The sequence below is a fragment of the Chryseobacterium sp. P1-3 genome, from assembly GCF_000738495.1.
In the GTDB taxonomy this organism is placed as follows: domain Bacteria; phylum Bacteroidota; class Bacteroidia; order Flavobacteriales; family Weeksellaceae; genus Chryseobacterium; species Chryseobacterium gallinarum.
This window is the reverse complement of record NZ_JPEQ01000004.1, coordinates 426,815-451,614: the sequence shown is the minus strand read 5'-3', so window position 1 is coordinate 451,614 and position 24,800 is coordinate 426,815. Positions and strand designations below refer to the sequence as shown.

27 protein-coding genes, 2 pseudogenes and 1 riboswitch are annotated in these 24,800 nt (G+C 37.3%); of the genes and pseudogenes, 14 read left to right on the top strand and 15 right to left on the bottom strand.

Annotated features, from left to right (window positions below):
* Positions 1 to 4: 4 nt before the first annotated feature.
* Positions 5 to 445 carry a nuclear transport factor 2 family protein gene (locus HX13_RS04855; RefSeq protein WP_050020467.1) on the bottom strand — a complete coding sequence of 147 codons (441 nt, stop codon included), beginning with the start codon at positions 443 to 445 and terminating at the stop codon, positions 5 to 7.
* A gap of 414 nt (positions 446 to 859) precedes the next feature.
* Here HX13_RS04855 and HX13_RS04850 point away from each other — a divergent pair, with 414 nt between their 5' ends.
* The gene (locus HX13_RS04850) at positions 860 to 1,639 is read left to right on the top strand and encodes an endonuclease/exonuclease/phosphatase family protein (protein WP_316931262.1); all 780 of its coding nucleotides are present in this window, start codon (positions 860 to 862) and stop codon (positions 1,637 to 1,639) included.
* A 36-nt stretch (positions 1,640 to 1,675) separates the two neighbouring features.
* Here HX13_RS04850 and HX13_RS04845 read toward each other — a convergent pair whose 3' ends face one another.
* The 10 genes and pseudogenes from HX13_RS04845 to HX13_RS04800 all read right to left on the bottom strand — a co-directional run bounded on the left by HX13_RS04845 (position 1,676) and on the right by HX13_RS04800 (position 11,646).
* Positions 1,676 to 2,734 (bottom strand): diphosphomevalonate/mevalonate 3,5-bisphosphate decarboxylase family protein, encoded by a 1,059-nt coding sequence (locus tag HX13_RS04845; protein ID WP_050020124.1) that lies wholly within the window; start codon positions 2,732 to 2,734, stop codon positions 1,676 to 1,678.
* 173 nt (positions 2,735 to 2,907) lie between these two features.
* Positions 2,908 to 4,677, bottom strand: a complete 1,770-nt coding sequence (locus HX13_RS04840; protein WP_050020123.1) for an AMP-dependent synthetase/ligase — start codon at positions 4,675 to 4,677, stop codon at positions 2,908 to 2,910.
* Positions 4,674 to 5,687 carry an NAD-dependent epimerase/dehydratase family protein gene (locus HX13_RS04835; protein ID WP_050020122.1) on the bottom strand — a complete coding sequence of 338 codons (1,014 nt, stop codon included), beginning with the start codon at positions 5,685 to 5,687 and terminating at the stop codon, positions 4,674 to 4,676. The genes HX13_RS04840 and HX13_RS04835 overlap by 4 nt, the downstream gene beginning before the upstream one ends.
* Positions 5,688 to 5,945: 258 nt before the next feature.
* The gene (locus HX13_RS04830) at positions 5,946 to 6,950 is read right to left on the bottom strand and encodes an MvdD family ATP-grasp ribosomal peptide maturase (RefSeq protein ID WP_050020121.1); all 1,005 of its coding nucleotides are present in this window, start codon (positions 6,948 to 6,950) and stop codon (positions 5,946 to 5,948) included.
* A complete protein-coding gene (locus tag HX13_RS04825) occupies positions 6,943 to 7,899 on the bottom strand; it encodes an MvdC/MvdD family ATP grasp protein (RefSeq protein ID WP_050020120.1) in 957 nt (318 codons plus the stop codon). The genes HX13_RS04830 and HX13_RS04825 overlap by 8 nt, the downstream gene beginning before the upstream one ends.
* Positions 7,900 to 7,982: 83 nt before the next feature.
* Positions 7,983 to 8,201 carry a microviridin/marinostatin family tricyclic proteinase inhibitor gene (locus HX13_RS04820; RefSeq protein ID WP_050020119.1) on the bottom strand — a complete coding sequence of 73 codons (219 nt, stop codon included), beginning with the start codon at positions 8,199 to 8,201 and terminating at the stop codon, positions 7,983 to 7,985.
* Between the two features lie 46 nt (positions 8,202 to 8,247).
* Positions 8,248 to 8,487, bottom strand: coding sequence for a microviridin/marinostatin family tricyclic proteinase inhibitor (locus HX13_RS04815; RefSeq protein WP_050020118.1), 240 nt, complete (start codon positions 8,485 to 8,487; stop codon positions 8,248 to 8,250).
* A gap of 114 nt (positions 8,488 to 8,601) precedes the next feature.
* The gene (locus HX13_RS04810) at positions 8,602 to 9,381 is read right to left on the bottom strand and encodes an alpha/beta fold hydrolase (RefSeq protein WP_050020117.1); all 780 of its coding nucleotides are present in this window, start codon (positions 9,379 to 9,381) and stop codon (positions 8,602 to 8,604) included.
* A gap of 123 nt (positions 9,382 to 9,504) precedes the next feature.
* Positions 9,505 to 10,224, bottom strand: coding sequence for a pyridoxine 5'-phosphate synthase (locus tag HX13_RS04805; RefSeq protein ID WP_050020116.1), 720 nt, complete (start codon positions 10,222 to 10,224; stop codon positions 9,505 to 9,507).
* A gap of 158 nt (positions 10,225 to 10,382) precedes the next feature.
* Positions 10,383 to 11,646, bottom strand: a pseudogene (locus tag HX13_RS04800) (mechanosensitive ion channel family protein).
* Between the two features lie 178 nt (positions 11,647 to 11,824).
* Between HX13_RS04800 and HX13_RS04795 the strand changes: the two are divergent.
* Positions 11,825 to 12,316, top strand: a complete 492-nt coding sequence (locus HX13_RS04795; RefSeq protein ID WP_050020115.1) for a DUF456 domain-containing protein — start codon at positions 11,825 to 11,827, stop codon at positions 12,314 to 12,316.
* Between the two features lie 10 nt (positions 12,317 to 12,326).
* Positions 12,327 to 12,827 (top strand): hypothetical protein, encoded by a 501-nt coding sequence (locus HX13_RS04790; RefSeq protein ID WP_238555037.1) that lies wholly within the window; start codon positions 12,327 to 12,329, stop codon positions 12,825 to 12,827.
* Here HX13_RS04790 and HX13_RS04785 read toward each other — a convergent pair.
* Together HX13_RS04785 and HX13_RS04780 are read right to left on the bottom strand one after the other, a co-directional pair.
* Complete coding sequence (locus tag HX13_RS04785; protein ID WP_050020113.1) at positions 12,814 to 13,455, bottom strand: uracil-DNA glycosylase; 642 nt, start codon at positions 13,453 to 13,455, stop codon at positions 12,814 to 12,816. The two genes, HX13_RS04790 and HX13_RS04785, sit on opposite strands and share 14 nt — an antisense overlap.
* 51 nt (positions 13,456 to 13,506) lie before the next feature.
* Complete coding sequence (locus HX13_RS04780; RefSeq protein WP_050020112.1) at positions 13,507 to 14,025, bottom strand: GNAT family N-acetyltransferase; 519 nt, start codon at positions 14,023 to 14,025, stop codon at positions 13,507 to 13,509.
* A gap of 141 nt (positions 14,026 to 14,166) precedes the next feature.
* Between HX13_RS04780 and HX13_RS04775 the strand changes: the two are divergent.
* From HX13_RS04775 to HX13_RS04760, 4 genes and pseudogenes are all read left to right on the top strand, one after another.
* Positions 14,167 to 16,315, top strand: a pseudogene (locus HX13_RS04775) (endonuclease MutS2).
* 392 nt (positions 16,316 to 16,707) lie between these two features.
* Positions 16,708 to 17,367: an ATP-binding cassette domain-containing protein gene (locus HX13_RS04770; protein ID WP_050020111.1), complete on the top strand. Its 660-nt coding sequence runs from the start codon at positions 16,708 to 16,710 to the stop codon at positions 17,365 to 17,367.
* A 33-nt stretch (positions 17,368 to 17,400) separates the two neighbouring features.
* A complete protein-coding gene (locus HX13_RS04765) occupies positions 17,401 to 18,198 on the top strand; it encodes a hypothetical protein (protein WP_228377676.1) in 798 nt (265 codons plus the stop codon).
* Positions 18,199 to 18,232: 34 nt separating this feature from the next.
* Positions 18,233 to 18,414: riboswitch (cobalamin riboswitch) on the top strand.
* A gap of 114 nt (positions 18,415 to 18,528) precedes the next feature.
* The gene (locus HX13_RS04760; RefSeq protein ID WP_050020110.1) at positions 18,529 to 18,912 is read left to right on the top strand and encodes an acyl-CoA thioesterase; all 384 of its coding nucleotides are present in this window, start codon (positions 18,529 to 18,531) and stop codon (positions 18,910 to 18,912) included.
* 65 nt (positions 18,913 to 18,977) lie between these two features.
* Here HX13_RS04760 and HX13_RS04755 read toward each other — a convergent pair whose 3' ends face one another.
* A complete protein-coding gene (locus tag HX13_RS04755) occupies positions 18,978 to 19,568 on the bottom strand; it encodes an HD domain-containing protein (protein WP_050020109.1) in 591 nt (196 codons plus the stop codon).
* Positions 19,569 to 19,576: 8 nt separating this feature from the next.
* Positions 19,577 to 19,699 (bottom strand): hypothetical protein, encoded by a 123-nt coding sequence (locus tag HX13_RS25335; protein ID WP_262483487.1) that lies wholly within the window; start codon positions 19,697 to 19,699, stop codon positions 19,577 to 19,579.
* 451 nt (positions 19,700 to 20,150) lie between these two features.
* Between HX13_RS25335 and HX13_RS04750 the strand changes: the two genes are divergently transcribed.
* The 7 genes from HX13_RS04750 (at position 20,151) to HX13_RS04730 (ending at position 24,740) form a co-directional block, all read left to right on the top strand.
* Complete coding sequence (locus HX13_RS04750; RefSeq protein WP_050020108.1) at positions 20,151 to 20,480, top strand: PadR family transcriptional regulator; 330 nt, start codon at positions 20,151 to 20,153, stop codon at positions 20,478 to 20,480.
* An 8-nt stretch (positions 20,481 to 20,488) separates the two neighbouring features.
* Positions 20,489 to 20,731, top strand: coding sequence for a hypothetical protein (locus HX13_RS23420; protein WP_238555036.1), 243 nt, complete (start codon positions 20,489 to 20,491; stop codon positions 20,729 to 20,731).
* Positions 20,706 to 22,094: a PspC domain-containing protein gene (locus HX13_RS04745; protein WP_238555035.1), complete on the top strand. Its 1,389-nt coding sequence runs from the start codon at positions 20,706 to 20,708 to the stop codon at positions 22,092 to 22,094. Before HX13_RS23420 ends, HX13_RS04745 begins: the two co-directional genes overlap by 26 nt.
* Entirely contained in the window at positions 22,075 to 22,209 is a 135-nt protein-coding gene (locus HX13_RS25330) for a hypothetical protein (RefSeq protein ID WP_262483486.1), read from the top strand. Before HX13_RS04745 ends, HX13_RS25330 begins: the two co-directional genes overlap by 20 nt.
* Positions 22,210 to 22,523: 314 nt before the next feature.
* On the top strand, positions 22,524 to 23,108 hold the full coding sequence (locus HX13_RS04740) for a 1-acyl-sn-glycerol-3-phosphate acyltransferase (protein WP_050020107.1): 585 nt from the start codon (positions 22,524 to 22,526) through the stop codon (positions 23,106 to 23,108).
* Positions 23,109 to 23,145: 37 nt separating this feature from the next.
* The gene (locus HX13_RS04735) at positions 23,146 to 23,574 is read left to right on the top strand and encodes a PaaI family thioesterase (protein WP_050020106.1); all 429 of its coding nucleotides are present in this window, start codon (positions 23,146 to 23,148) and stop codon (positions 23,572 to 23,574) included.
* A 200-nt stretch (positions 23,575 to 23,774) separates the two neighbouring features.
* The gene (locus tag HX13_RS04730) at positions 23,775 to 24,740 is read left to right on the top strand and encodes a chorismate-binding protein (protein ID WP_050020105.1); all 966 of its coding nucleotides are present in this window, start codon (positions 23,775 to 23,777) and stop codon (positions 24,738 to 24,740) included.
* Positions 24,741 to 24,800: the final 60 nt, after the last annotated feature.

The following is a 24,800-nucleotide window of genomic DNA, read 5'->3' as shown; positions in this document are numbered from 1 at the left end:
TTATTTATTTTATTTCCTTGCAGTTATCTTTCCTTCTCGTATCGATAATGTATTGAATCTTCCACTCATTATTCTGTTTCACCAACTGAAAACTATTGGCTCCGCAATGAGAGAGTTTTCCTTTTAAGTAGAAAGAATAAGGCGTAAATACACTGGCAAGGTTTCCATCTGTATGAATAGCCTCTATTGTAATTCTTTCCTCAAGGTCTCCCTTTGAAAATTTGGAAACCGAAGTAATGAAATCCTGCAGGCTATCCCCTTTTACACTTCCATCTTTCGTTATTGTCTGAAGGACTGCATGTTCTGTAAAGGCTGACTTTACCAGTTCAGCATCTGCATTTTTCATACCAAGAAACAGGTTTCGTATGGGCTTCTCAACATCCTGATTCTGCTGACCGAAACCTGAAATACTCATCAGGATAAAGAGTCCTGCTATTTTATTCATAAGATACATTTAAACAAATAAAAATAGGTAAAATAAAATTTAAATGGATTATTAAATTTTAAAAATCATTTTTCATAAATTGTAACAAAATTATTTCATCCAAAGAATTTAGTATGTGGATTATTTATATAATTCTGGTCATCCTTTTACTCGTACTGACCATCCTTCCAAAAATTCAGCATTCCCACTGGATATTCCGGGTCCCCGAATTTGCTAAAATACAGGTCACTTATCTTATATTTTTCACTTTTCTGCTAGGATTTATCATTGATTCTAAAGAATATATATGGTATTATCAGGGGTTTCTGCTTGCCTTGTTTGTTCATCACAGCCACATTCTCATCAGGTACACCCGTCTGTATCCTGTAAAAAAAACATAAACAGCGTTACAAATCCTCCGGAAAGCTACATTTTATTTCTGCCAATGTATATCAGTTCAATAAGGAATATGACAGGTTTTGTAAACTTATTGAAAAGTACAGCCCGGATTTCTTCCTGACAATGGAAAGCAACAGCGATTGGGAAAAGGCAATGACACCTTTGGAAAAAGAATATCCCTACCAGCATAAAGTAACTCTTGAAAACACCTATGGAATGCATTTCTATTCCAGGATTGAAATTAAGGAAGCCAGAACTCATTATTTTGTGGCAGACGACATTCCGAGTATTGAAATTCACATGAAAACAAGCGATGGATTTTCTTTTGTTTTCTTTGGCGTGCACCCACCACCGCCAAGTCCTACAGAGGAAGAAACCTCCAAGGAAAGGGATGGTGACCTGCTGAGTACCGCCAAGCGTGTAAAGGATATCAAAAAACCGGTCATTGTAGTAGGAGACTTCAATAATGTTGCCTGGTCAAGATCATCAATACTCTTCAGAAAAACAAGTCATCTGATCGACCCGAGGGTCGGGCATTCTTTTGTTTCCACTTTTCATGCCAGATACCGGCTTTTGAGGTTTCCTATTGACCTGATGTTTCACAGCGAAGATATTTTTATTAAACAGCTGAAGACATTGGAAAATTTTGGATCGGATCATCTGCCGGTGTACTGTGAATTTTTCATAGACCATCACAATGACGAACAGGAAGAGCTAATAGAAACGGCAACTTCCGAAGAAAAAGCAGAAGCAGAAATAATGATAGAGGAAGGAAAGCAGGAAGATGGCAATCGGGAAGCGATCGTTAAAGAGTAAACATAAAAAAGTGGGTCAAAACCCACTTTTAATTTTTTAAAATATCATTACATCCTTTACCACCCCATTTTTCTGGGTGTGCTGTAATAATGTAGTTTCGATGAATATTTTAATCTGTTCTTCGGAACCATCATTGGGAAATAAAAGGTGAACATTAGCACCGGCATCCAGTGTAAAGAATAAAGGCAATCCTGTTTCCTTTCTGAAATCCCAGATTTTATTGATGACTTCCAGTGTTCCTGTTTTCATCAGGATAAAAGCAGGATCACTCATCATCATCATCGCATGCAGGGTAAGGGCTTCATGTTCTACCAGCTTGATAAACTGTTCCATATCTCCTGTCTTGAGGATCTCTTTCATCGGAACGAAGTTCTCCCTTGCTTCCTGAAACCTTCTTTCCGCATAAGGATTGGTTTTCATCAGGCCATGTCCAACAGTAGAAGAGACGCTTTTCTGACCTTCATGGATCAATAAAACCCAGTCATTGAAATTTTTGAATATTCCATGAATTTCAGTTTCCGGATAAGGCACCGCAAAAAGATCGGAACTTCCTTCTACCTCATCTGTTTTTCCCCAGACAATAAGTCCGTTATACAAACTTCTGCAGGCGCTTCCGCTTCCAAGTCTTGCTAAAAATGAAGCTTTTTTCAAAGATTCTTCAGCTGAAGATGTTCCCGCAAATGTTTCATCAAGCTTCATCAGGCATTTTGCAATGGCTCCAAATCCTGAGGCTGAACTGGCAATTCCTGAACTGTGTGGAAAGGTATTTTCTGTTCTGATGATATATTTTCCTTTCAGAATCCATGGAAGGTATTGTTCAATATTTCTAAAATACTTTTCAATTTTTTCAGCAAATTTTACCTCTTCATTTCCTGCCAGAAAAGTCTGTACCGAAAATGGTTCATCAGCCAAAAACTCCATTGATGTATTGGTTTTGCAATGATTCAAAGTATAGCTGATACTTGGATTGGCAGGGATCTGATTTGCATATTTTCCCCAATATTTGATAAGGGCAATATTAGACGGACAGCTCTCTGAGACCGTTTGTGTCTGAATAGTAAAGTTGGGATTTCCTATAAATTCCTGTGTTGTCATAATATATTTAAGTGATTGAGACTTGGCTACTCCGCCAAAAATTCTTCGAATTTTCGCCTGCTCCGGAAGAGGAGAGTTGTAACGTCTTCAATTGTGATATTCGTAAAGTTGAAGGTTTTTACAAAAACTTAAGAGTTCAAAAATTTTTGTAACTTTTGTAGTTTACAAGTCAGTTAATACATCTTTTCAATAATATCTGCATATTTCTTCAAAACCACGTTTCTCTTCACCTTCAATGTAGGAGTAATCTCTCCTGTATTGATGTCAAATTCTGCCGGCATTAAAGTAAATTTCTTCACTTTTTCGTAATCTGCCAGATGGCTTTGCAATTCTTTAATTTTTTCTTTATAAAAGCTGTTCACGGTATCATTTTTCACCGCATCTTCCCAATTCGTGAAAGGAATATTGTTCTTCCTAATATAATCCTGTAAAAATTCAAAATTCGGAACAATTAATGCAGAAACAAACTGCCTTCCTTCAGCTACCAGCATAATCTGCTGAATAAAATTATTGTTGGTCAGGAGGTTTTCAATCTGTTGCGGGGCAATATATTTTCCATTGGAAGTTTTCATCAGATCTTTGATCCTATCCGTAATAATCAGGTTTCCGTGTTCGTCAAATTTTCCGGCATCACCGGTTTTAAACCAACCATCTTCCGTGAATACTTTCCGGGTTTCTTCAGGTTTATTGTAATACCCTTTCATGATTCCATTTCCTTTTGCCTGAATCTCATCATTTTCTCCGATACGGATTTCTACCCCGGGAAGTGGTTTTCCACTGGTAGCATGTTCAAAGTGGGTTAAAGGAAAAAGGGTCAGCGTTGCCGTAGTTTCTGTCAAGCCATACCCTACTGTTACGTGAATTCCCACAGATTCAAAAAAGCGGGTGACTTCAGGCGACAAAGAGGCCCCTCCACAAGGTAAAAACCATAATCTTCCCCCCATTTTTTCTTTAATTTTGCTGAAGACCAGCATGTCTGCTACAGATTCTTTAATTTTTAATCCGAAAGGAACCGGCTTTTCATTTCTTCTTAGCTCCGCGGTCTCCCATCCTGTTTTCAATGCCCAGTTAAAAATCTTTTTCTTTAATGAGGAACCTTCTTCCGCTTTTTCCAGGACTCCGGCATATACCTTCTGGAAAAACCTCGGTACGGCACACATTGCTGTAGGTTTTACTTCCTCCAATGCTTTTGCTACGTTTTTGGGGTCTTCCAGGAAGTAGACTCTTGCTCCTCCATATAAAGACAATAAGCTCCAGCTTCTTTCAAAAACATGGCTCAAGGGAAGGAATGCCAGCGAAAGCTCTTCCTCGAAGTTTTTAAATTTAAAAAATTCAAAATGAGAATCGAAAGCTTTGATAAAGTTACCATGGGTAAGCATTACTCCTTTCGGGGTTCCGGTGGTTCCGGAAGTATAAATCAATGTTGCAGTATCTTCATATTCTTTTTTGCAAAATTCCAGTTTAGGAGAAGCTTTTGCGATAAAGTCTTCAAGATAAAAGCTATTGAATTCCTTTTTGATCCATACTGCTTTTTTAGAAACAACAATGGTTTCAAGGTTATTTTCTTCTTTAGCCAAAAGTTCCAGGCATATATCATACTGCATTTGGTTTCCTACCAAAACAATCTTAGATCCTGAATCATTAATGATATATTCTGCCTGTTCCCCATTATTGGTTGAGTATATCGGAACTGTGATCGCTCCTATAGCCATGGAAGCCAGATCAAAAATCATCCATTCTGAAGAATTGTCAGAATAGATGGCTACTCTGTCATTTTCCTGTACACCTGCATCTCTTAACGCATTTGCTGTTTTGAAAATAATCTCACTGAATTTTTTCCAGCTCAGCTCTTTCCAGGCTTCATCTTTCTTTTTAAAACCAATGGCGGCTTTTACAGGATGCTTTTCTACATTTTTAAGGATAATTGCCTCTGCAAGATTCATTTCTTCAGCTTTTTGTCGTTAATATAATTGTTAAGATGGAAGTCTATACTTTCTTTCACAGGAATGAACTGATACCCCAGCTTTTCTTTAATTTTTTGGTTGGAAATGGTGTTGAATGAAGATATTGCCTCAATATTCGATTTGGTGATCATCCTCAGCTTCGGAATAAACCATCCGAAAAGGGCATTGGCCAACCTTCCGATATTCAATTGGAATCCGGATAGTATTTTCGCCTCTTTAAGACCTAATCTTGTTCTGATCTGTTGGGCGAGATCTGCATACCTGTTATTTTCAGCAACGATAATAAACCGTTCCCCGAAAATATTATTTTCCATCAGTTCTACAGCCGTTTTGGCAACATCCCTTACATCCACGTAAGCTGATCCGCCCGAAAATGTAAAACTATTATCTTCAAAGGTAGAAAAAAGCTCTCCGCTGCTCTGGTTCCAGTTTCCGCTTCCGACAATCATTCCCGGATTGATAATCACTACGTTTAATCCCTCGGCTGAGGCTCTCCAGGCTTCCATTTCTGACAAGTGTTTGGAAATAGCATACGCGGAATGTTCCAGCTTGGGATTGAAATCTGAATCCTCGTCCAGCTCCCCCTTCTCATTAAAATTGTCTAAAACAGCAACAGAACTTACATGCAGAAATTTTTTAACTGAGGATCCTTCACAGGCATACAAAAGATTTTCCGTACCTTTAATGTTGGTATGGTACATTTCCTTCTCATCTTTAGGATGAAAGCTTACTTTTGCGGCGCAGTGATATACATCCTCCACACCTTTTAAAGCATTCTGTAAAGAATCAGGATCATCAAAATCCACATCCATCCATTCGATTTTATTAAAAAAATCATCAGGATTTTCTGTATAAAAGCTATAGGAATGCTTTACTTCGTTTAAATTGCTGCCCGGTCTTTTGGAAGCCCGTACATGTTTACCTCTTTTAAGAAGTTCCAGGACGATGACCCTCCCCAGGATTCCGGTTGCACCCGTTACAAAAATCATTAATTATTTTACTTGATTGCTGACTAAAATATGACAATATTTTCTATCCGGCAATGATTCATTTTCCTTGTAAAAGTTCTCTGAAAAACTGCTTCTGCAAATTTTGCGATTTTTAAAGCAGAATTCAACTTTATTTAACCAATATTATCACTCTGAGTAAACTTAGAGCCCATTGCTTTCTTACCACCGTAAAATATAAAAGTCCTGAAAGAATTAAGTATAAAACTTTCAGGACTTTAAGGTTAAAATATTCTGTGATCAGGCCATCACCATATTATTTCTTCTTGGTGCTTTGTCACAAAGGACATCTGCAATACTTTTAGAAATTAAATTCCCTTCCGTAAGGTTATCCAGCCAGAAAAACTCTCCTGCGGCATTGATCTCGATGAAATAATATTCATTTTCAGGAGAAACAATCATATCTATAGCCCCGTAATCCACGTTATAAATATCCAGAAGTTCCAGCAGTTTTTCTTCAATATCTCCCGGCAATTCGGTTCTTACCCATTTATCAAGCAGGTTTACTCCATCTTTCCTCCAATCTACCTTAGCATCTTCAAATTGCTGTGAATCAATTTCAAAGGCATACACATCCCTCCCTACAATGGTTATACGAAGTTCTTTTTTCTTTTCAATCATTTTCTGAAACTGCATCGGGCAATATAAAAGCGTATCCAGTTCTTCCAGCTTATCTTCGCTCACTACATTGGTGAAAACAACACTTTCCACCCCATCTTCAGTGATGGCAAAACCGGTCTGCATTTTGGCGACGACATTCCGGTGCTGAAGAATAAATTTTTTTGCCACATCAGGATTATTGGTTATACAGGTATCCGGAATAGTAAGTCCCAATTTATCTGCTACTTTCAATTGTTCTTCTTTACTGTCCAGTCTTCTGTAAATGCCCGGCTTACCCAGTGAATACGTATCCACCGATTCAATAAAGCCAAAAAGGGTATTCCGGATTTCCCCCATGGCAGCCCCGTAAAATTTGGCATCCAGTTCTTCTTTCAGGCCGCTCCCGATATTATAGGCTCTCCTGTACCATATTGCCGAAATATCATCTAAACGATATTGGGCTTCGGGAGTTTCAAGAATACTAACCCATTCCCCGTTTTGAAAAGTTGTTGACAGTTTATTTTGCAAAGGATACAGATCCACATCAAAACGGATTACCTGGCAGTTATTTTTTTCAATATACTCCGTTACTTTTTCAATTGAAAAGTTATCCGCAGTATGTGTTATAATTAATATTTTATTCATTGAAGTTGATTCTTTTTATAAGATTATCAGCAATTCTTTCTGCTATCGGAAAGCCCAGTTCTTTCTGCAGCATTCCCCATTCTCCCTGTGGATTGACTTCCAGAAAATAATAGCCTCCGTCTTTTCCTTTTATCATATCAATAGCCCCGATATAAAGTCCCATTTCTTTCATCATAGAAGCCAGACTGTTTTTTATATCGTCAGGCAATTCATAGGCAGACCAAAAATAGCCGTCCCGGGTCACTCTCCAGTCTGCATTTTCACTGTTATTGATTTTACCTGTGAAAAATTCTCCGTCCACATAGATGATCCTCAGCTCGTATTCTTTATCAATGTAGGGTTGAAAAATCATCGGACAATATTCAATATCCGAGAGATAGCCTAAAGTTTCTTTTTCAATCACCATGGTGGAAACCTGGCTTTCTCCATTCATCGTTTTGGCAACAACACTATGAAGCTTGGCCACTGCTTTCCCCTGACAATGCTGATGAAAGAAAGCAATAATCTTTTTTTCATCGTTCGAAAAGATGGTTTTAGGAACGGTCAGGTTATTTTTTTTGGCGATTTTCAGCTGAAACATTTTATTTCCATCCACTTTTCTTTCCTTTTCATAGGGGTTTACCCATGGAATATTTTCTAGAATGGTCATCAGATTATACCGGAGACTCCCGTATTCTTTGATGAAAATTTTTTCGTATTCTCCATCCAGTTCTTCGGGAACGCTTATATTCCACGCTTTCCGGTGCCATACCCCTTTGATATCATCAGAATGGATCCGGTTACCTGATTCATCTGTCAGTTCAAATGAATCTTCATTAACACTTATGTTCTGAAGATGGTTCAGGTGGTCAGAATTCAATCTGAAATAAGGAATATTTTTAGAGCTGAGATAGGCAAAAAAGAGGTCAATATTGTAAAAATCTTTTGAGTGGGTAATGCAGAGAATCATTTGCCGGGCTTTATAAAAAAGGGAAACTTAACATTAAGTTTCCCTTTCTATGATTGAGTTATTATACTTAATATAAAAGATTATTATACGTATTGAACATCATCATCGCCATCAGACGGGTATTTCATGGTATGCATCATATCATCTTTCGGAGATGTTACACTGTCGATTTCAGGTTTTGTGATCACGTCCCTTTCAGGAATTGAGATGTCTGTACCTCCTTTTACGGTTTGAGGATCTTTAAGCTGCTTTTCTAAAAATGATGCAAAAAACGGCTTCTTCTTTGAATTCTTGTTTTTCATAATGATTTAGTTTTAATTTGATATAATGATTTAATTTAGGTCTGAATTATACTACGTCTCCTGCTTCGTCGCTGTCCGACGGAAATTTCATCGTTACATTTTCACTTCCGGGACGCGAAACACTATCTTCAAGAGCTGAAGTGGTAATTGAATCTTTAATCACTGAAGTAACGTCATCTAAAAGTACAGAAGTAGCGTCTCCTCCTTTTACAGTTTCAGGATCTTTAATCTGTTTTTCTAAGAAAGTAGCAAAAAAAGGCTTCTTTTTTGAGTTTCCGTTTTTCATAAGTTAATATTTTTATTTTTTTGGTAATCCAAAGTACAAAATTTTCAACTTATAGGGAAATAAAAACAAATTTTAATAAAATTTTAACACAAAACCAAATATCAAAGTAAAAAATTAAATCAAACCAAGAAATTCCTTTACAACATTAGCAAAATCCGCCGGATTTTCAGCCTGAACCCAATGTCCTGCATTTTTTATGGTCACGATCCTTGCTTTGGGAAATTGCTGTTTGATCCCGTATTCGTCCTGAGGCAAAATATAATTGGAGCGGTCTCCTGCAATAAATAATGCATCTCCTTCAAAAACCCCGAATTTAACAGCATTGGAAACAAATTCGTTATATTTTTCAGAAAGGGTTTTCAGATTAAATCTCCAGTTTAATTTTTTATTGTCATCCCAATACAGATTTTTAGTTAAAAATTGAATGGTAGATTTTTCAGGAATATATTGGCTCAGAATAGCTTCCACATCATTCCTGGATCCTGCGGTATTGAAATCTACTGTTTCCAATGCTTTAATGATACCCTGATGATGCGGAGGGTAAGCTTTTGGTGAAATATCCACCACAATAAGTTTGTCTACTCTTTCCGGATATTGTAATGCAAACTGCATTACCGCTTTTCCTCCCAGCGAATGCCCCAGCACATGAGCTTTCTGAATCCCATAATGATCCATATACCGGGCTATATCATCTGCAAGATCGTCATGGCTCATATTTTCAGAATGGAAGCTTCTTCCGTGATTTCTGAGATCAATCAGGTGTACAGGAAGATATTCTCCCAGGTCTTTCCCAAAACTTCCCCAGTTATCGAGCATACCAAACAATCCGTGAAATACTAATAGGGGTGTGGACGTTATATTTTCACCGAATATTTTTGAATTTAAAATTTCCATATTTTTAATAAAAGTTAGAATTAGAACCGGAAAGCAGATAGTAAAAGCTAATGAAGTTTTGTTTTAGAACTGGCTGTAAAATTACAGACTGTAGCTTATTAGTAGCAATTTCCGGCCTCCCGTTTACCATTTTGCCAGTCTCTTCAGATAAGCCTGGACTGTATTTTCCAATCCCATATAAAGGGCTTCCGATATCAAAGCGTGCCCTATGGAAACCTCAAGCAGATTAGGAATTGTATCTGCAAAATATTTTAAATTATCTAAACTTAAATCATGTCCCGCATTAATACCCAATCCCGCATTGCCGGCAGCCACCGCTGTATCATAGTAAGCTTTTATAGCCTGTTCTTTATTGATGGGATAATTTTTTGCATAAGCTTCAGTATACAGCTCAATCCTGTCAGCTCCTGTTTTCGCTGCATATTCTACCAGTTCAGGCAGTGGATCAAGGAAAATAGAAGTACGGATTCCTGCATTTTTGAATTCACTGATGATTTCAGTAAGATAGTCCAGGTGCTTTTTTGTATCCCATCCCGCATTGGACGTAATGGCATCATCTGCATCCGGAACCAGCGTCACCTGCTCCGGTTTTACTTCCAGCACCATATCAATAAAGGATTGATGTGGGTTTCCTTCAATATTGAATTCAGTCGTAACCAATGGTTTCAAATCATAGACATCTTTTCTGGTAATATGTCTTTCATCAGGTCTTGGATGAATGGTAATTCCTTGTCCCCCAAATTCCTGAATCCTTACAGCCGCTTCTGTAACACTGGGTGTATCCCCTCCTCTTGCATTTCTTAATGTCGCAATTTTATTAATGTTTACGCTTAGTTTTGTCATTTTTATTGAGATGTTAGATATGAGAAGTTAGAAATTAGTTTGACCAATTAGCCATTATTTCAATATTTCACTTCTCTATCACTATTAAATTTTTTATATTTATTATGTCTTTTATCAGATGTTAAGAGCCTGTCTCTCACTACATCTGGTTTCTAATTCTACACTTTTACACTCACCTGCATCACCTGAAGATCAAATTCCTTTGATGCCACCAGCAAATGATCGAAAATATCTGCCTGGATCTGCTCAAAACGCTCCCATTGGGAATCATTGGTAAAACAATACACCTCAAGCGGAAGACCCTGTGGAGTGATTTCCAGCTGACGAACCATTCTGGTTGCATTTTTTTCGACATCCGGATCATTTTCTATGTACCGTTGTGCATAATATCTGAAAACCCCGATATTGGTAAGCTGTCTCCCGTTGATGACTTTATCTTTATGAATCAGGCTTTCTTTTTCTTTTTTAATCTCAGATGTTCTTTCTTCCAGGTAATCTGAAATTAAATTAATTTCCTTTAACCGTTCAATATCTTCGTCCGTAAGAAATTTAAAAGAATTGATATTAAAGTAAATGGATTTTTTAATTCTACGGGTATTGGATTCGGACATTACCTGCATATTTTTGATCTCCGTAGTCAGGAAATCATAGGTAGGAATGGTGGAAACCGTTTTATCAAAAATTGGTGATTTTTGTAGTGAGAAGGCTTATTTCTGTAATATTTCCTTCTATACTGTATTTGGGAATGCTGATCCAGTCTCCTACTTTCAGATTCTTAGAAGTAGCTACGTGAATCCCGGTAACAAATCCCAGAATAGTATCCCTGAAAACAAGAACCAAAACCGCCGTTATTGCCCCAAGACTTCCTAAAATTGTCCCACCTTTAATTCCAAAAATCAGACAGATTCCAATTACGGAAAGTACAAAGATCCCAAATATTTTTACAGTTTCCGAAATAGCATTAAGCGTCATGATTTTGTAATAATCCTGCTTAATTACAAAGTAATTTCTAAAAGCTGTTAATGCTCTAAATAATAATCCTGCTATCACAAAAATAGTAGATACTCCCACAATTATTTCCAGTAATGCAAAGCTTTTCGGGTGCCTGTAGAAGACGGAAAACAAGGCATACCCCGCAAAGTTCAAGGCTCCTAAGTGTACTACAGAATTAGTAATCCTTGAATCATAGATTGATTTTAAAACAGGGTATTCTTCTTTATCAAAAAAGAATTTGAAAATAGTATTGACAATGAGTTTAAAAACGAAATCCAGAATATAGATCATTCCTGCCAGAAATATAAATTTCAGCAAAATCTGAATAGGAAGTGCCAGATCAGGATATACGTGATCCCTCACAAAATAATGGATCTGATCGCTGATATTCTGCAGAAAATCTCTGGTATCTTGTATTTCATCTTTCATTACAGCAAATTTATAAAATTAAGGATGATGATGTTACTATTCGCTATCAATTTTCATCCCAAAACTTTAAGCTGATTATAAATTTTCCTTAAATCATTTAAAAAATCTGCTGTATTTTCATATTTAGGCCTATTTGTTGAATGGTTAAGGTTTCATATATTCGTTTATATTTAAAAGAATGGATACAACGATTATTAATATTCTATGCCTTATTTTATTGTTTGTAGGAATACTGGGTACATTTCTTCCTGTTTTGCCCGGGCTTTTGCTAAGCATCTGTGGATTGCTGATTTATAAATTCGGGACGGATGCTGATCTGCCAATGATCTATGTCTGGGCGTTCAGTATTCTTACGGCAGCATCTGTGGTGTTAAGTTATGTTATTCCTGCAAAAACTAACAGGAAATACGGAGGAACCCGCTGGGGAAGCATCGGTTCTGTAGTCGGAACCATTGTAGGAATCTTTCTTCCCATTCCGCTGGGCTTTTTGATTGGAATGTTTGCCGGTGTATTTATCGGTGAGCTTCTTCATGACAGTAAAGATATGAATAAAGCATTACGATCTACAAAAGGAGCATTCATCGGATTTATTTATGGCACCGGCTTCAGCTTCGTAGTAGGCGTGGCAATGTTTTTGGTAGTACTTCTTAATATGTTTAATATTATATAATAAAAAAGAAATGATGTTCCATAAAGCCATTATATTGAGTCTGGGCATTTTAGCATTAACAGGCTGTGATGCCCAAAAGAAAGTAAAAACAAATACCACATCTTCCGGAATGACCACTGACATAAAAACTGCCGATCGTAATGAAGGAATCATCTACTTCAATGAGGGAGAAAATAAATTCCTGAAAGAATATCAGATGAATGTGACTTTCAAAGGTGTTTCTGAAGACAGCCGGTGCCCGGAAGGAGTAAACTGTATCTGGGCCGGTGCAGCCCTTGCCCAGGTTGAAGTTATGGGAATAGCAACCAGACCCGTGACGTTAAATCTGGCCAGCACGGACTTTCCTGCGAAAAACTATCATCAATCCGCCAACTTCAACGGGTTAAAATTCACTTTGCAGGAAGTGGCTCCATATCCGAAATCAGAAGGAACAAAAGCACTTGCCGGAAAATATAAAATCGGAATTACCATCACTTCTGCCAGGGATGCTTCAGACCCTACCAGGAAATAGGTTTCTTTCCTTTGGAAATAAGATATTCATTAATTTTTGAAAAAGGCTTGCTTCCAAAAAAGCCCCTGTGAACGGAAAATGGCGACGGATGCGCTGATTTCAAAATAAAATGTTTAGCCGGATCAATGAGTTCGGCTTTTTTTTGTGCAAAAGCCCCCCACAGCACAAACACTACATTTTCTTTTTTATCTGATATTTCCTTGATAATAAAATCTGTAAATTTCTCCCATCCAAGGTCTTTGTGGGAGTTCGGGGAATGGGCACGAACCGTTAAAGTGGCATTCAACAGCAAAACGCCCTGTCTTGCCCAGTCGTCCAATTCTTTAGAAGTGCGCACCACACCTACATCATCTTTCAGCTCAATAAAAATATTTTTAAGGGATGGCGGTGCCGCTACCTGCTCAGAAACAGAGAAACACAATCCGTTTGCCTGATGGTCATTATGGTAAGGATCCTGTCCGATAATCACTACCTCAACATCATCAAAAGGTGTGAGTTCCAGTGCTCTGAAAATCTGGTTTTTCGGTGGAAAAACTTTCGTGGTTTCATATTCATTTTTTACTTTCTCCCAAAGGGTTTTAAAGTATTCTGTCTTCTTGATCGGGGCTAACACTTCTGTCCAGGTCATAACTTCAATTTGAAAATTTAGAAATGAGATTAATTTGAAAATAAAAAAGTTTTAACAAATTAACGCATCTTTTTTTAAACTAAAAATGGCATTTTCAAGGTTCTTCTCATCTGTTCTGTTTTCCTCTAAAACGAACCTGTGTTTTAAAAGTAAAGCCTGAGAAGCCTTATTACACTTATGGGTAAAAGCCAAAATTTCCTGTAAATGTAAGGCATTAAATCCAAAATGTAAAACCGATGCCAGTGCTTCAGACATGATTCCTTTTTTATGATGTTCAGGAAGCAGTTCATATCCTGTTTCTGCTATTTTCCTGTCTTCTGAAAAATTCCACAGGCAAATGGTTCCGATAAGATCCTGCTGATCCTTATAGGAAATACCCCAAAATATCATTTCATTATCCCGGGCTTTCCTTTTAATGTGTAAAATAAATTCCAGGGCATCATAATTAGATACCGGGGACTTTCTTTTAACATATTGATTAATGAGATCATTGCTTCTGATCCGTAAAATATCTTCTGTATGTGCCTCATTAACTTCTTTTAAAATCAGTCGCTCACTTTCAAGTTTCATCTTTCAAATGTAATAAAACCAAAATCATTTGTTTGAAAACACATCGAATTCCTGTATCTCTTTATTTCCTGACTTTCAAATTAACTCATTTTCAAACATCCACCTCCTTAACATTCACATTTTCTCACTAAATTTGCAATTGTGTATATAGATAAAGAAGATTTAGACGAATTAGAGTTTTCGCAATTGCTCGCGGAAATCTCACCATTTGCGTATTCTCCGAAAACAAGGGAAAAGATTCTTCAACTTCGTCCGATGGAAATAGACGAAGCGGAGCTTTCATTAAAAAAAAACGTCGGAATACCTGTCGAGTTTTGAAAGTTCAAATGCGATTCCGTTTGATGAATATGAAGATATTGAAAGTGAGCTGAAACTGATGCTGATTGAAAATTACCGTCTGGAAAACAATGCTTTCATCAAAATAAAAGCCATCACGGAACAAATCGGAAGATTACAAAAGTTCTTTCCTACCATGCCTGAAACTTTTCCTACTTTAATGGAGGAAGTTTCTGTATTGGAATTCAGGAAAGAGATTATTGATAAGGTAGACAAAGTATTCAATCGGTTTGGTGAAGTAAAAAATGAAGCTTCACCCGCATTGAAAGGCTTAAGAACAGAAATCCAGCATGCTAAAAAAGCCATCCAGGAGAATTTCAACCGTGCTCTTACCACTTACGGACAAAGTGATTTTTTGGATGATATACGGGAAACGATTATTGATGATCAGAGAGTTTTAGCGGTAAAATCAGGGTTTAAGAAAAGGGTTCCGGGCAGGACACTGGGAATTTCAAAAACCGGCTCTATTACTTATATCCAGCCGGACAGTGTTGTTAAACATTATTTTAAGCTCCGGGAAAATGAAGAGGAAGAGAAAAAGGAAATTGACAAGGTCCTCAGGAAACTCACTGCAGAGCTGGCAGAATTCCAGCCCCAGCTTTGGAGGTATCAGGTCTATATTTTTGATCTTGATCTTACCAGGGCCAAGGCTAAGTTTTCTGAATTGATCAATGGAGTTCTTCCCAAGATCAACCGTCACAAAACCTTGAGATTAAAAGATGCCTTTCACCCACTTCTATGGCTGAGAAACAAAGCTGAAAACAAAACTATTTTCCCACAAAGCCTGACTTTAACGGAACACAACAGGATCATCTGTATCTCCGGACCTAATGCCGGTGGAAAATCAATTACCCTGAAAACGGTAGGACTATTACAGCTGATGATCCAGAGTGGTATTTTAGTACCTGTGCATCCTAAATCCGAGATGTTTTTCTTTGATAAAGTAATGACCGATATTGGTGACAACCAATCTATTGAAAATCATTTATCAACCTATTCATCCAGGCTGAAAAAGATGTCGGGAATTATCCGGGAGGCAGACGCCAATACGCTTTTACTGATTGATGAGTTCGGAACGGGATCTGATCCGGAATTGGGAGGCGCCCTGGCGGAAAGCTTCATGGAATACTTTTATGATAAAAAGAGTTTTGCCATTATTACAACGCATTACACCAATATTAAGCTGGTTGTAGAGCAACTTCCTAATGCCCAGAATGCAGCGATGCTTTTCAATGAAGAAACATTGGAACCAATGTACAAGCTGGAAGTAGGACAGGCAGGAAGCTCGTTTACCTTTGAAGTTGCCGAAAAGAACAGGATCCCAAGATTTATCATCCATTCTGCCAAGAAAAAAGTAGAACATGACATTGTCAATCTTGATAAAACCATTGTAAAACTACAGCAGGAGAAATTTGAAGTTGAAAAACTAAAATCCGATCTTGCCGAAAGAAAGGAGTCTGTGGAAGATAAGCGTGATAACCTTCAAAAGCTTAATGACCAGCTTCAGCAGAAGCTTTTCAACTTTCAGAAATTGTATGAAGAGGAACACCGCAAGCTTCAGTTCGGGAACAAAATTGAAGCATTTATTGACAGCTATACCAAAGGGAAGTCAAGAAAAGATGTAGTGAAGGATTTTGTGAAATTGCTGGAACAGGAGAAATTCAGAAAGTTGGGAGCTGATAAAGATGAATCGAAACGCCTGCAGGTTGTGAAGAGAAAGATCACACAGCAGCTGAAAAAGGAGGAAGTGATTGAAAAGATTGCGGAGACCAACGAAAAGCTGGAAGAACAGCGTAAAAGTGACCGTGCCCTATGGATGAAAGTAGGCCAGCGTGTTCGTATTACAGGCAGTACGAGTGTAGGCACTATTGAAAAGATTTCAAGAAACAAAGTCATCGTCAATTACGGAACTTTCAAAACAACCATTGATGCGGATGAGCTTGAGAGAATTTAATCCACTTTAAAAATGAATTGGTACCAATAATGAAGAGAGTTTCTAAGGATGCTCTCTTTCTTTTTGCTCTTTATCTCCTATTTCTTATTTTTATCAAAATTTACGTTTCACAGCTATGGGCAAAAACTTTTCTGTTCTTTGGATTTTTTATAAAAAGCTGATCATTCCAACGATACTTTTTTCTTTTCTGCTCGTTTTTTTTATTTTCACTTAACGTTCAGACTTTCGGATTAAGCATTGTTCTGATATTCCCTCTTCTTCATTATTTCATTTACGAGCTAAGACTTAAAAACGAATACCACTTTTATGCTCATTTCGGATTTTCCAGGATATTCCTCTGGGGTATTACTTTATCATTCAGTGTAGCTGTAAAAATTTTTAATCGGATTTCTATGAACACACTCCATATTGATAGCGTTACAAAATCCTTTACTGATAAAAAAGTCCTGCAGGATATATACCTGGAGTGCAAAATCGGTAACATTGCCGGCATTTTGGGAAGAAACGGAACCGGAAAATCTACTTTATTAAAAATTATTGCCGGAGTTACCGGCAGCGATTCCCAATATATCAGGTGCAACGGAAAGGTTTTGAAAACCTTATCTGACAGAAAAAACAAAATCGCCTATCTCCCACAATTTTCCTTTTTACCTAAAAATGAAAGCGTAAAGAAACTCATCCATCTTTTCTGTAATAAAGAAAATGCTGATCTTCTTTCTGCATCAGACCTGATCCGGAATTTCCTTGATGAAAAACCCAAAAATCTTTCCGGAGGTGAACTAAGAGCAGTTGAAGCTTTATTAATCATCCACTCGGAAGCAGATTTTATATTGCTTGACGAGCCCTTTCACAGTCTTTCTCCTAAAATTATTGAAGAATTGAAAAAAATAATACGTCAGCAGACCAATAAAGGCTTTATAATTTCTGATCATCATTACCGGGATGTTCTGGATATTTCAGACAAAATCTATCTTCTTTCAGCCGGCTATCTTAAACAAATACAAGATTTAAAAGAACTGCAGCAGTATAATTATCTTCCCAAAAGCATTTAATTTATATATTTGGAAAATCAAAAGTTTGTAATAATGATTTCAATAAACAAAGCATTCTGTCTATCTGCTTTCAGTCTTTTTTCTTTAGCATTCGTTAAAGGCCAGAATAAAGTTCCTTTCGGAGTGGTAAAGGCTGAGGAAGGATATGCCAATGTCCGTGTACATAAAGACAACTACAGGAAGATTGTTGACAAGATCCGTATGCGTAAAGGTGATGTTTTTGTTTATGTAAAGCCGGCTCCCGGAGAAACAGAGTGGATATGGATTAAATATCCTGAAAAGCAGGATGAGGATAAACCATTTGTACGGTATGAAACATTAGACAAAGAAGGAATGGTGAATAAAGAGCGTATTGCCTTTGTGGATCAGCTCCCCCAATACACCCCTTCCAAATCGAAAAACGGAAGATCCCTTATTTTCACAGACAATTCCGACCCTAAAATCCCTATTTCCCAAAGAAGTAAGGTAGTTATCGACATTTATCCTTCCAATGCCGGTTACCGCAAAAAAGAAAAGGATGCGGAGGGAAAACTTCTCACCATTGATAAGGTAAAGCCCTGGGGAATCGGCAATGATATCCCGGAAGGTATGACTGAAATCAAGTCTATCAGAGTTCAGCAACCGGGACGGGGTTCTGTTTTTGTGAGGGAAGCGATTAAAAATATGTTCCAGCCTACCATGGATTTTGAAAATGTAGGCGTAACGGCTCTGGACAATGACAATATTTTTCTTTATATGATTAATGGCTCCGGGGAAAACAGATACACCAGTCTTTGGACGATCAAGAAAGGAAGAGTGATCAGTCAGATTATTTATCACAGTCCGGAATAATTTCAGTATTTTTGTCCCGAAAAAGCTTTACCGCTTATTCATCAAAGAAATGGGTTCTGCCTAACCGCAGATTAATAGGGAACCGTGTGAAAATCACGGACTGTCGCGCAACTGTAAGTAACTAAGGTCTTTATCAAGAGATCCACTATGCGAGGCATGGGAAGGGGATAAAAGATGTTACAAGTCAGGAGACCTGCCTATTTCTGTAAACAAGAAACTTTCGCGATCTGAAGTTGATTGATCTGATGGATTTTTTCAGGAATATATCTGTTCCTGTTATTATTCTGTTGTTTTAATCCGATTTCATTTCGCCTTAATTAATAATGAAATATGACAACAGAAGAAAGAATTGAAGCATCAGAGACCAAAATCTTCAAGGCAGTTTTCCCCAACACAACCAATCATTATGATACCCTTTTCGGAGGTACGGCTATGCAGCTGATGGATGAAGTGGCTTTTATCACCGCTACCCGTTTTGCCAGAAAAAGAGTGGTTACCGTAAGCAGCGATAAAATCGATTTTAAAAAGCCTATTCCTGCAGGAACGATTGTAGAACTGATCGGTAAGGTAACTCACGTTGGAAAAACAAGTATGAAAGTAAATGTTGAAATCTTTACGGAACAGATGTATTCTTACGAAAGAGAAAAAGCAATTGTAGGGGATTTTACTTTTGTTGCTATTGACGAATTCAAGAAACCAATTCAAATACTATAATAATCCAGAGAGACTCGGGCAGGCCAAAGGCGCCCGAGTCTTCATCATCTTATAATAGATAAGTCCTATTTCAGTACTTTTTCTGTTTCCAGATTTTTGCTTAACAGCAATTCAAAAGCCTCTCCCATTTCATCCGAAGCCCTGGTGATTGCATTTTCAAGCATATTCCTGATTTGTCTTTCGGTAACACCTGCTTCCGTCCAGCTTTTACCTGAAGTATGGGAATTCAGAATAAAGGGCATGATCCTGTCAATAGAACAGGCAAAAATAGCATCCGGGGTTTTCTCTTCTTCAAATTCCAGCCACAAGTTAAAAAACTCCGTTCGTAGCGGTTCGTCCAGAATTCCGAAGATTTTCCGGGCAGATATTTTTTCTCTTTCAAACTTTCCTGCCATTGCTTTTTCATCAAACAGAAAAGTATCTCCTGCTTCTATTTCTACCAGATCATGAATAGAAAGCATTCTTATCACCCTTAATAAGTCAATGTCTGCACGGTTTTTTGCATACGGATACAGTATCTGGGCAAGGATGATGATCTGCCAGGAATGTTCTGCTGTATTTTCTCTCCGGGAATCATCCGCATTGTAATTTCTTCGCTGTACATTTTTCAAAGCATCTACTGCCAGGATAAAATCGATTTCTTTCTGAATCTTCATCTTACTTTTTATTTTCTGTTATATTGATCTGCCGGATATACCTTTGTTCTGGTCATCCATTTATTATTGATCTTTTCTTTGACTGTTACCTTTATCTGATCTTCATGAGTCTTCCTTTTCAAAGACTGCATCCAACCCATTATTAGCGATTACGGCATATTCTGTAGTAAAAATCCTGCAACAACCCGAATTTTCCCGGTGGCAAACATGAATTCTATTTTATGTAATGCTTCCTGACAAAAATACGAATACCGCTACCGATTTCAAAATATGTTCCTCACCTCTATTGGAATTCACCTTTTTGAATTTTATATACTATTCTTATTTTCAAAAATCCACAACTAGCCCGCTCCATTTCCACATTATTTTTATCTTTTTCGAGCATTCGGTCATTAATCCATAATTTAAACTAAAAATTATCTTTCTGATTATCAGTATTTTAAATTTTTATTTTGAAAAAATACACTACTTTGTATTGCATAATACCATTTTATTTACATATCTTTGTAATGTAGAATCAGAATAAGCTCGTCTAGCTAGGAGCTACTCTGAAAATATAACTAATTAACAAACTTATCAAAGATGAATACTGAAAATACCAAAGCGCAAATGCGAAAAGGAATTCTGGAATTCTGTATTTTAAGTCTCATCAACCATCGCGAAATGTATGTTTCCGACCTTATCGATGAACTGAAAAAAGGAAAACTGGATGTAGTGGAAGGCACCCTCTACCCCCTTCTCACAAGACTTAAAAATGGAGAATTTCTCTCTTACCGATGGGAAGAATCCACTGGAGGACCACCCAGAAAATATTACCAGATCACAGAAAAAGGAAAACTTTTTCTGGATGAACTTCTCAATACATGGAATGAACTGACTGCCTCAGTCAACCAAATCACTCAACAAAATTAAAAAAAGCTATGAACAAGACACTCTCAATAGGACTCGCAGGTTTTTCTTTTACAATAGAAGAACACGCATATATAAAGCTCAGCGATTACCTGAACGCTCTGAGAAGCTCATTGGACGCTTCCGAAGCAGATGAGGTAATGCATGACATAGAAATCAGAATGGTGGAAATTTTCAGAGATTCTCTGGGAAAACGTGAAGTAATCAACGATACCGACGTAGAAAAAAGTGATCGCACAGATCGGAAGTCCTGAAAAGATCGAAGAACAGGAAGAAGCCTATTTTTCTGAAAAAGCAACAAGTAAAAATAATAATGCAGATAGCGCCTATTCAGGTAAAAAGCAACTGTTCCGTGATCCGGAAAAACAAAAAATCGCCGGTGTTTGCGCAGGATTAGCCCAGTATATTGGTATGGATATTACTGCTATGAGAATTATCTGGGTGGTTGTTTTCCTTATCATGATCCCGGCCGCCGGAAGTGCTTTGGTCATTTTACTGCTCTATCTTATCCTGTGGCTTGTACTGCCAAAAGCACAAACCGCATCTGATTTCCTGAAAATGCAGGGAAAGCCTATGAACTTCGACAATCTTAAGAATGAGTCTAATAAATTGGTGCAGTTTGCCAATGAATCTACTCAGAGGGTCGGAGAAATATATAACGAAAACAAACCTTACATCAGCAATGCCGGAAGCGGAATCTGGAATGTATTCAAATATATCATCGGTGCATTCTCAGTATTGATGGCAGTAGGAAGTATCATCGGAGTATTTGTATTATTTGCCCTTTTCGGGATGGATACCGATTTTCCTGGAGCCAATCAGATCAGATTCTATATGGATGATAACGGTCTGGATAAAGTACTGGCTGCTATCATGATTATAGGAAGTTTAATTCCTGCTATCCTTTTCAGCCTATTAAGCATTAAGATATTTTCTCCAAAAACAAAACTGAGAAATCTTGGTTGGTTAGTTGGCGGGTTATTCCTTCTTCTGATCGGACTGGGAACTTATTTCGGAATCAGTATGGCCAAGAAAAACCTGATCTATAAAGGCAACAAAGAGGATATTGAAAATGTAGCCATCAACACTACTTCTGACACTGTATATGTAGACGTGAAACAGGTAAGCATCCCACAAAGTTTTAAAGCTTACGATAATGACATCTATTCTGATAAAAAATCAGTGTATGAAGAAGATTATATTTCTGTGGATGTAACAAGAAAAGCTGATATCAAAACCCCTTATCTGATCATCAGGAAAGAAGGAAACGGCTACAACTATCCAATTCAGCTGAATGTACCGGTAGAAATCGTAAACAATAAGGTATTGCTTCCTAACTATTTTAAATATCCTTATGAGCAAAGATTCAGAGATTACAGGGTAGATTATGAACTTGTAGTTCCTCAAAAAGCGGTGGTAATTCCGTTAAAGAAAAATGGGATTCATTTCAATGGGGATTTAAATGGAGATGGCATCGATGATGAAGATCAGAACGAAGAGGAAAACCATAACGGTATCAGGATCGAAAAAAATAAAATTACTGTAAACGGCTCCAGCATAGAATACGACTCTAATGACAGAGACAGTATTATTATCAATGGTAAAAAAAGTTCCTAATAATAAGGCTAAGAAAGTAATTGATTCTGTAGCATCCGACATCAAGAAAATCAATAAAGATGTGGACATCAAAATCAAGGACGGAAAAAACGAAATTTCCATACAGACTAAATAATTAACTTCAGAGAGTGGCAGAAGGTGTGAATGGAAAGCAACCGTTTGAAATTCACACTCTTCTTCTCTCAGAAACTGAAAGAAATCATACTATTTAATTCTCTATGTGAAAAAATTGTTTTAATTTCGTACTGTTAAAAATTTAATAACCAATCAACAAAAAACACCATTATTATGATACAGTTTGCACTAGAATTCGTAATGAAAATCGTAGATTTAATTAACGGTTTGTTTTAAGAGCAATAATATTTCAATATATTTGTAAAGTATAACCAATATTTGGTTATACTTTTTTGTTTTTAACCCCTGAAATTTATGAAAAAGCTGATAGGCAAACTGATGTTAAAATTATTAGGCTGGAAAGTCGTTCTCCAGGGCGATGTCAACAACCTGAACAGATGTATTCTCGTGGTAGCACCTCATACCCATAATATGGAATACATTCTGGGTAACTTTGCTTATTGGTCACTACAAAAACCCCTGAAAATCATCATTAAAGATGCCCATACCAAAGCATGGTACGGTGGAATTGTAAAAGGACTTGGCGGTATCGGCATCGACAGAAGCCAGAAAAATGACCTTGTGAACTTCGTTGCTCATCAATTCGCTAAAGAAGACTTCAGCCTTGTTATCACTCCTGAAGGGACAAGAAGCTGGGTTCCGAAGTGGAGAAAAGGTTTTTATCATATGGCGCTGGCGGCAAAAGTTCCTATTGTACTGGCAGCAGGAGACTTTAAAAGAAAAATCGTCTACCTGGGTTATACCATTCCTTATGAGAGAATAGCTTCAGTTCCTTTTGCAGAGATAATGCAGGAGATCCAGGATTATTATATAAAAAATGATATCGTTCCAAAGGTTCCGGCCAACTGGAATCCTAATATCACGGGTACAGGGGAATAATCTGCACACGTTATTAACATTTATCAATTATAAAAAAATGAAAGGTCAGACAAAAGAAGAAATATTGGCATTTATTAATAACTGGGGAGATGTTACCCTGGCAAAAACCCTCGAAATAAAATTCATTGATATTGATCTCGAAAATGAAACCCTTACCGCTACAATGCCCGTTTTGCCAAGAACCCATCAGCCTTTCGGGATTATGCACGGAGGAGCAAGCTGTGTATTGGCGGAAACATTAGGTTCAAGCCTGTCTAATATCTTTATCGACGGAGACAAATACTATGGTGTAGGTACCAATATCAATTCCAATCACCTTAGAAGTAAAAAAGACGGAATCGTAACGGCTACTGCCCGCTTTATCAGGAAAGGTAAAACCATGCATGTTTCTGAAATAGAAATCAGGGATGAAAAAGGAATTCTCATTAATCATACAACGATGACCAACAATATCATCAACAGATAATAAATCCTAAGAATAAAACAGAAGGCTCAAATTTTTGAGTCTTTTTTTATTTTCAATCTCTTGATTTCAAAATTTATGCTTAAAAAAAGGCCATTTAATTTTGACATTTTTAAGACTAGTAATACCTTTGCAGAAGGAAAATCAACCCGGAGTTTCCTTTATATATCCGGACAGTGGTTTTCAAAATCCATCCATAGCTAATGATTTATTTCAAACTTCCATTCGACGAACAATTATATTCCACAGACCAAGATTCATCTGTACAATCCGTAAGTTTTCACTCTTTTGACACACTGTCTCAGATTCATTTTGAGGGAAAAATTATTGATGTACCGGAACAGAATCTGGTAACCGGTCTTATGACCAACGATCTGCTGAAGGATGAAAATCATTTTAATGAGGAGACTCAAACCGAATATATCCGGACCCTACAGGAGGTTATCAATGTTATTAAAGAAAACCGCCTTCCTAAACTGGTTTATTCCAGAAGAAAAATTTTCAGGAATTTTAACGGGATTGATCTGAATGAAAGCTTTAAAAATGTATGTTCCTCGTATCCAAATGCATTCAGATATGTATTCAATGATGGAGAAAATGCCTGGATGGGAGCATTTTCCGAAGTTTTGGGGAAGTTTCATAAAACAACTCACGAATTTGAAACGATGGCTCTGGCCGGCACCCTTCCCGTTTCAGAAGAATGGTCTGAAAAAGAAATTGAAGAACAAAAACCTGTTACCACCTATATTCTGGATATTCTTAGGAATTATTCCGACCATGTCTACCAATCGGAAACCTATGACCATATTTCCGGAAATATCAAGCATCTACGTACAGATTTCAAAACAAGTATAAAACCTGAAGATCTTGATAACCTTATTCAGGATTTGCACCCCACTCCTGCTGTGTGTGGTATTCCTAAAGACTTTTGCAAAAAAAGCATCGAACTGTACGAGAAGTTCCCGCGTGAGTTTTATGCCGGATATATTAAGGTGGAAACAGAAGAAAATATTCAGTATTTTGTTAACCTCCGGTGTGCCAGACTTTATAAAGATGCTATTCACATTTTTGTAGGAGGAGGAATTACTGCTCAAAGCAATCCTGAAAAAGAATGGATTGAAACTGAGCTCAAATCTGAAGCCATATTAAAAAACCTTGTAATTTCATAGCCTTGGCACTTTATAGCATAAAAAAACCTTTTCCAGATGATGAAAAAGGCTATATTGACT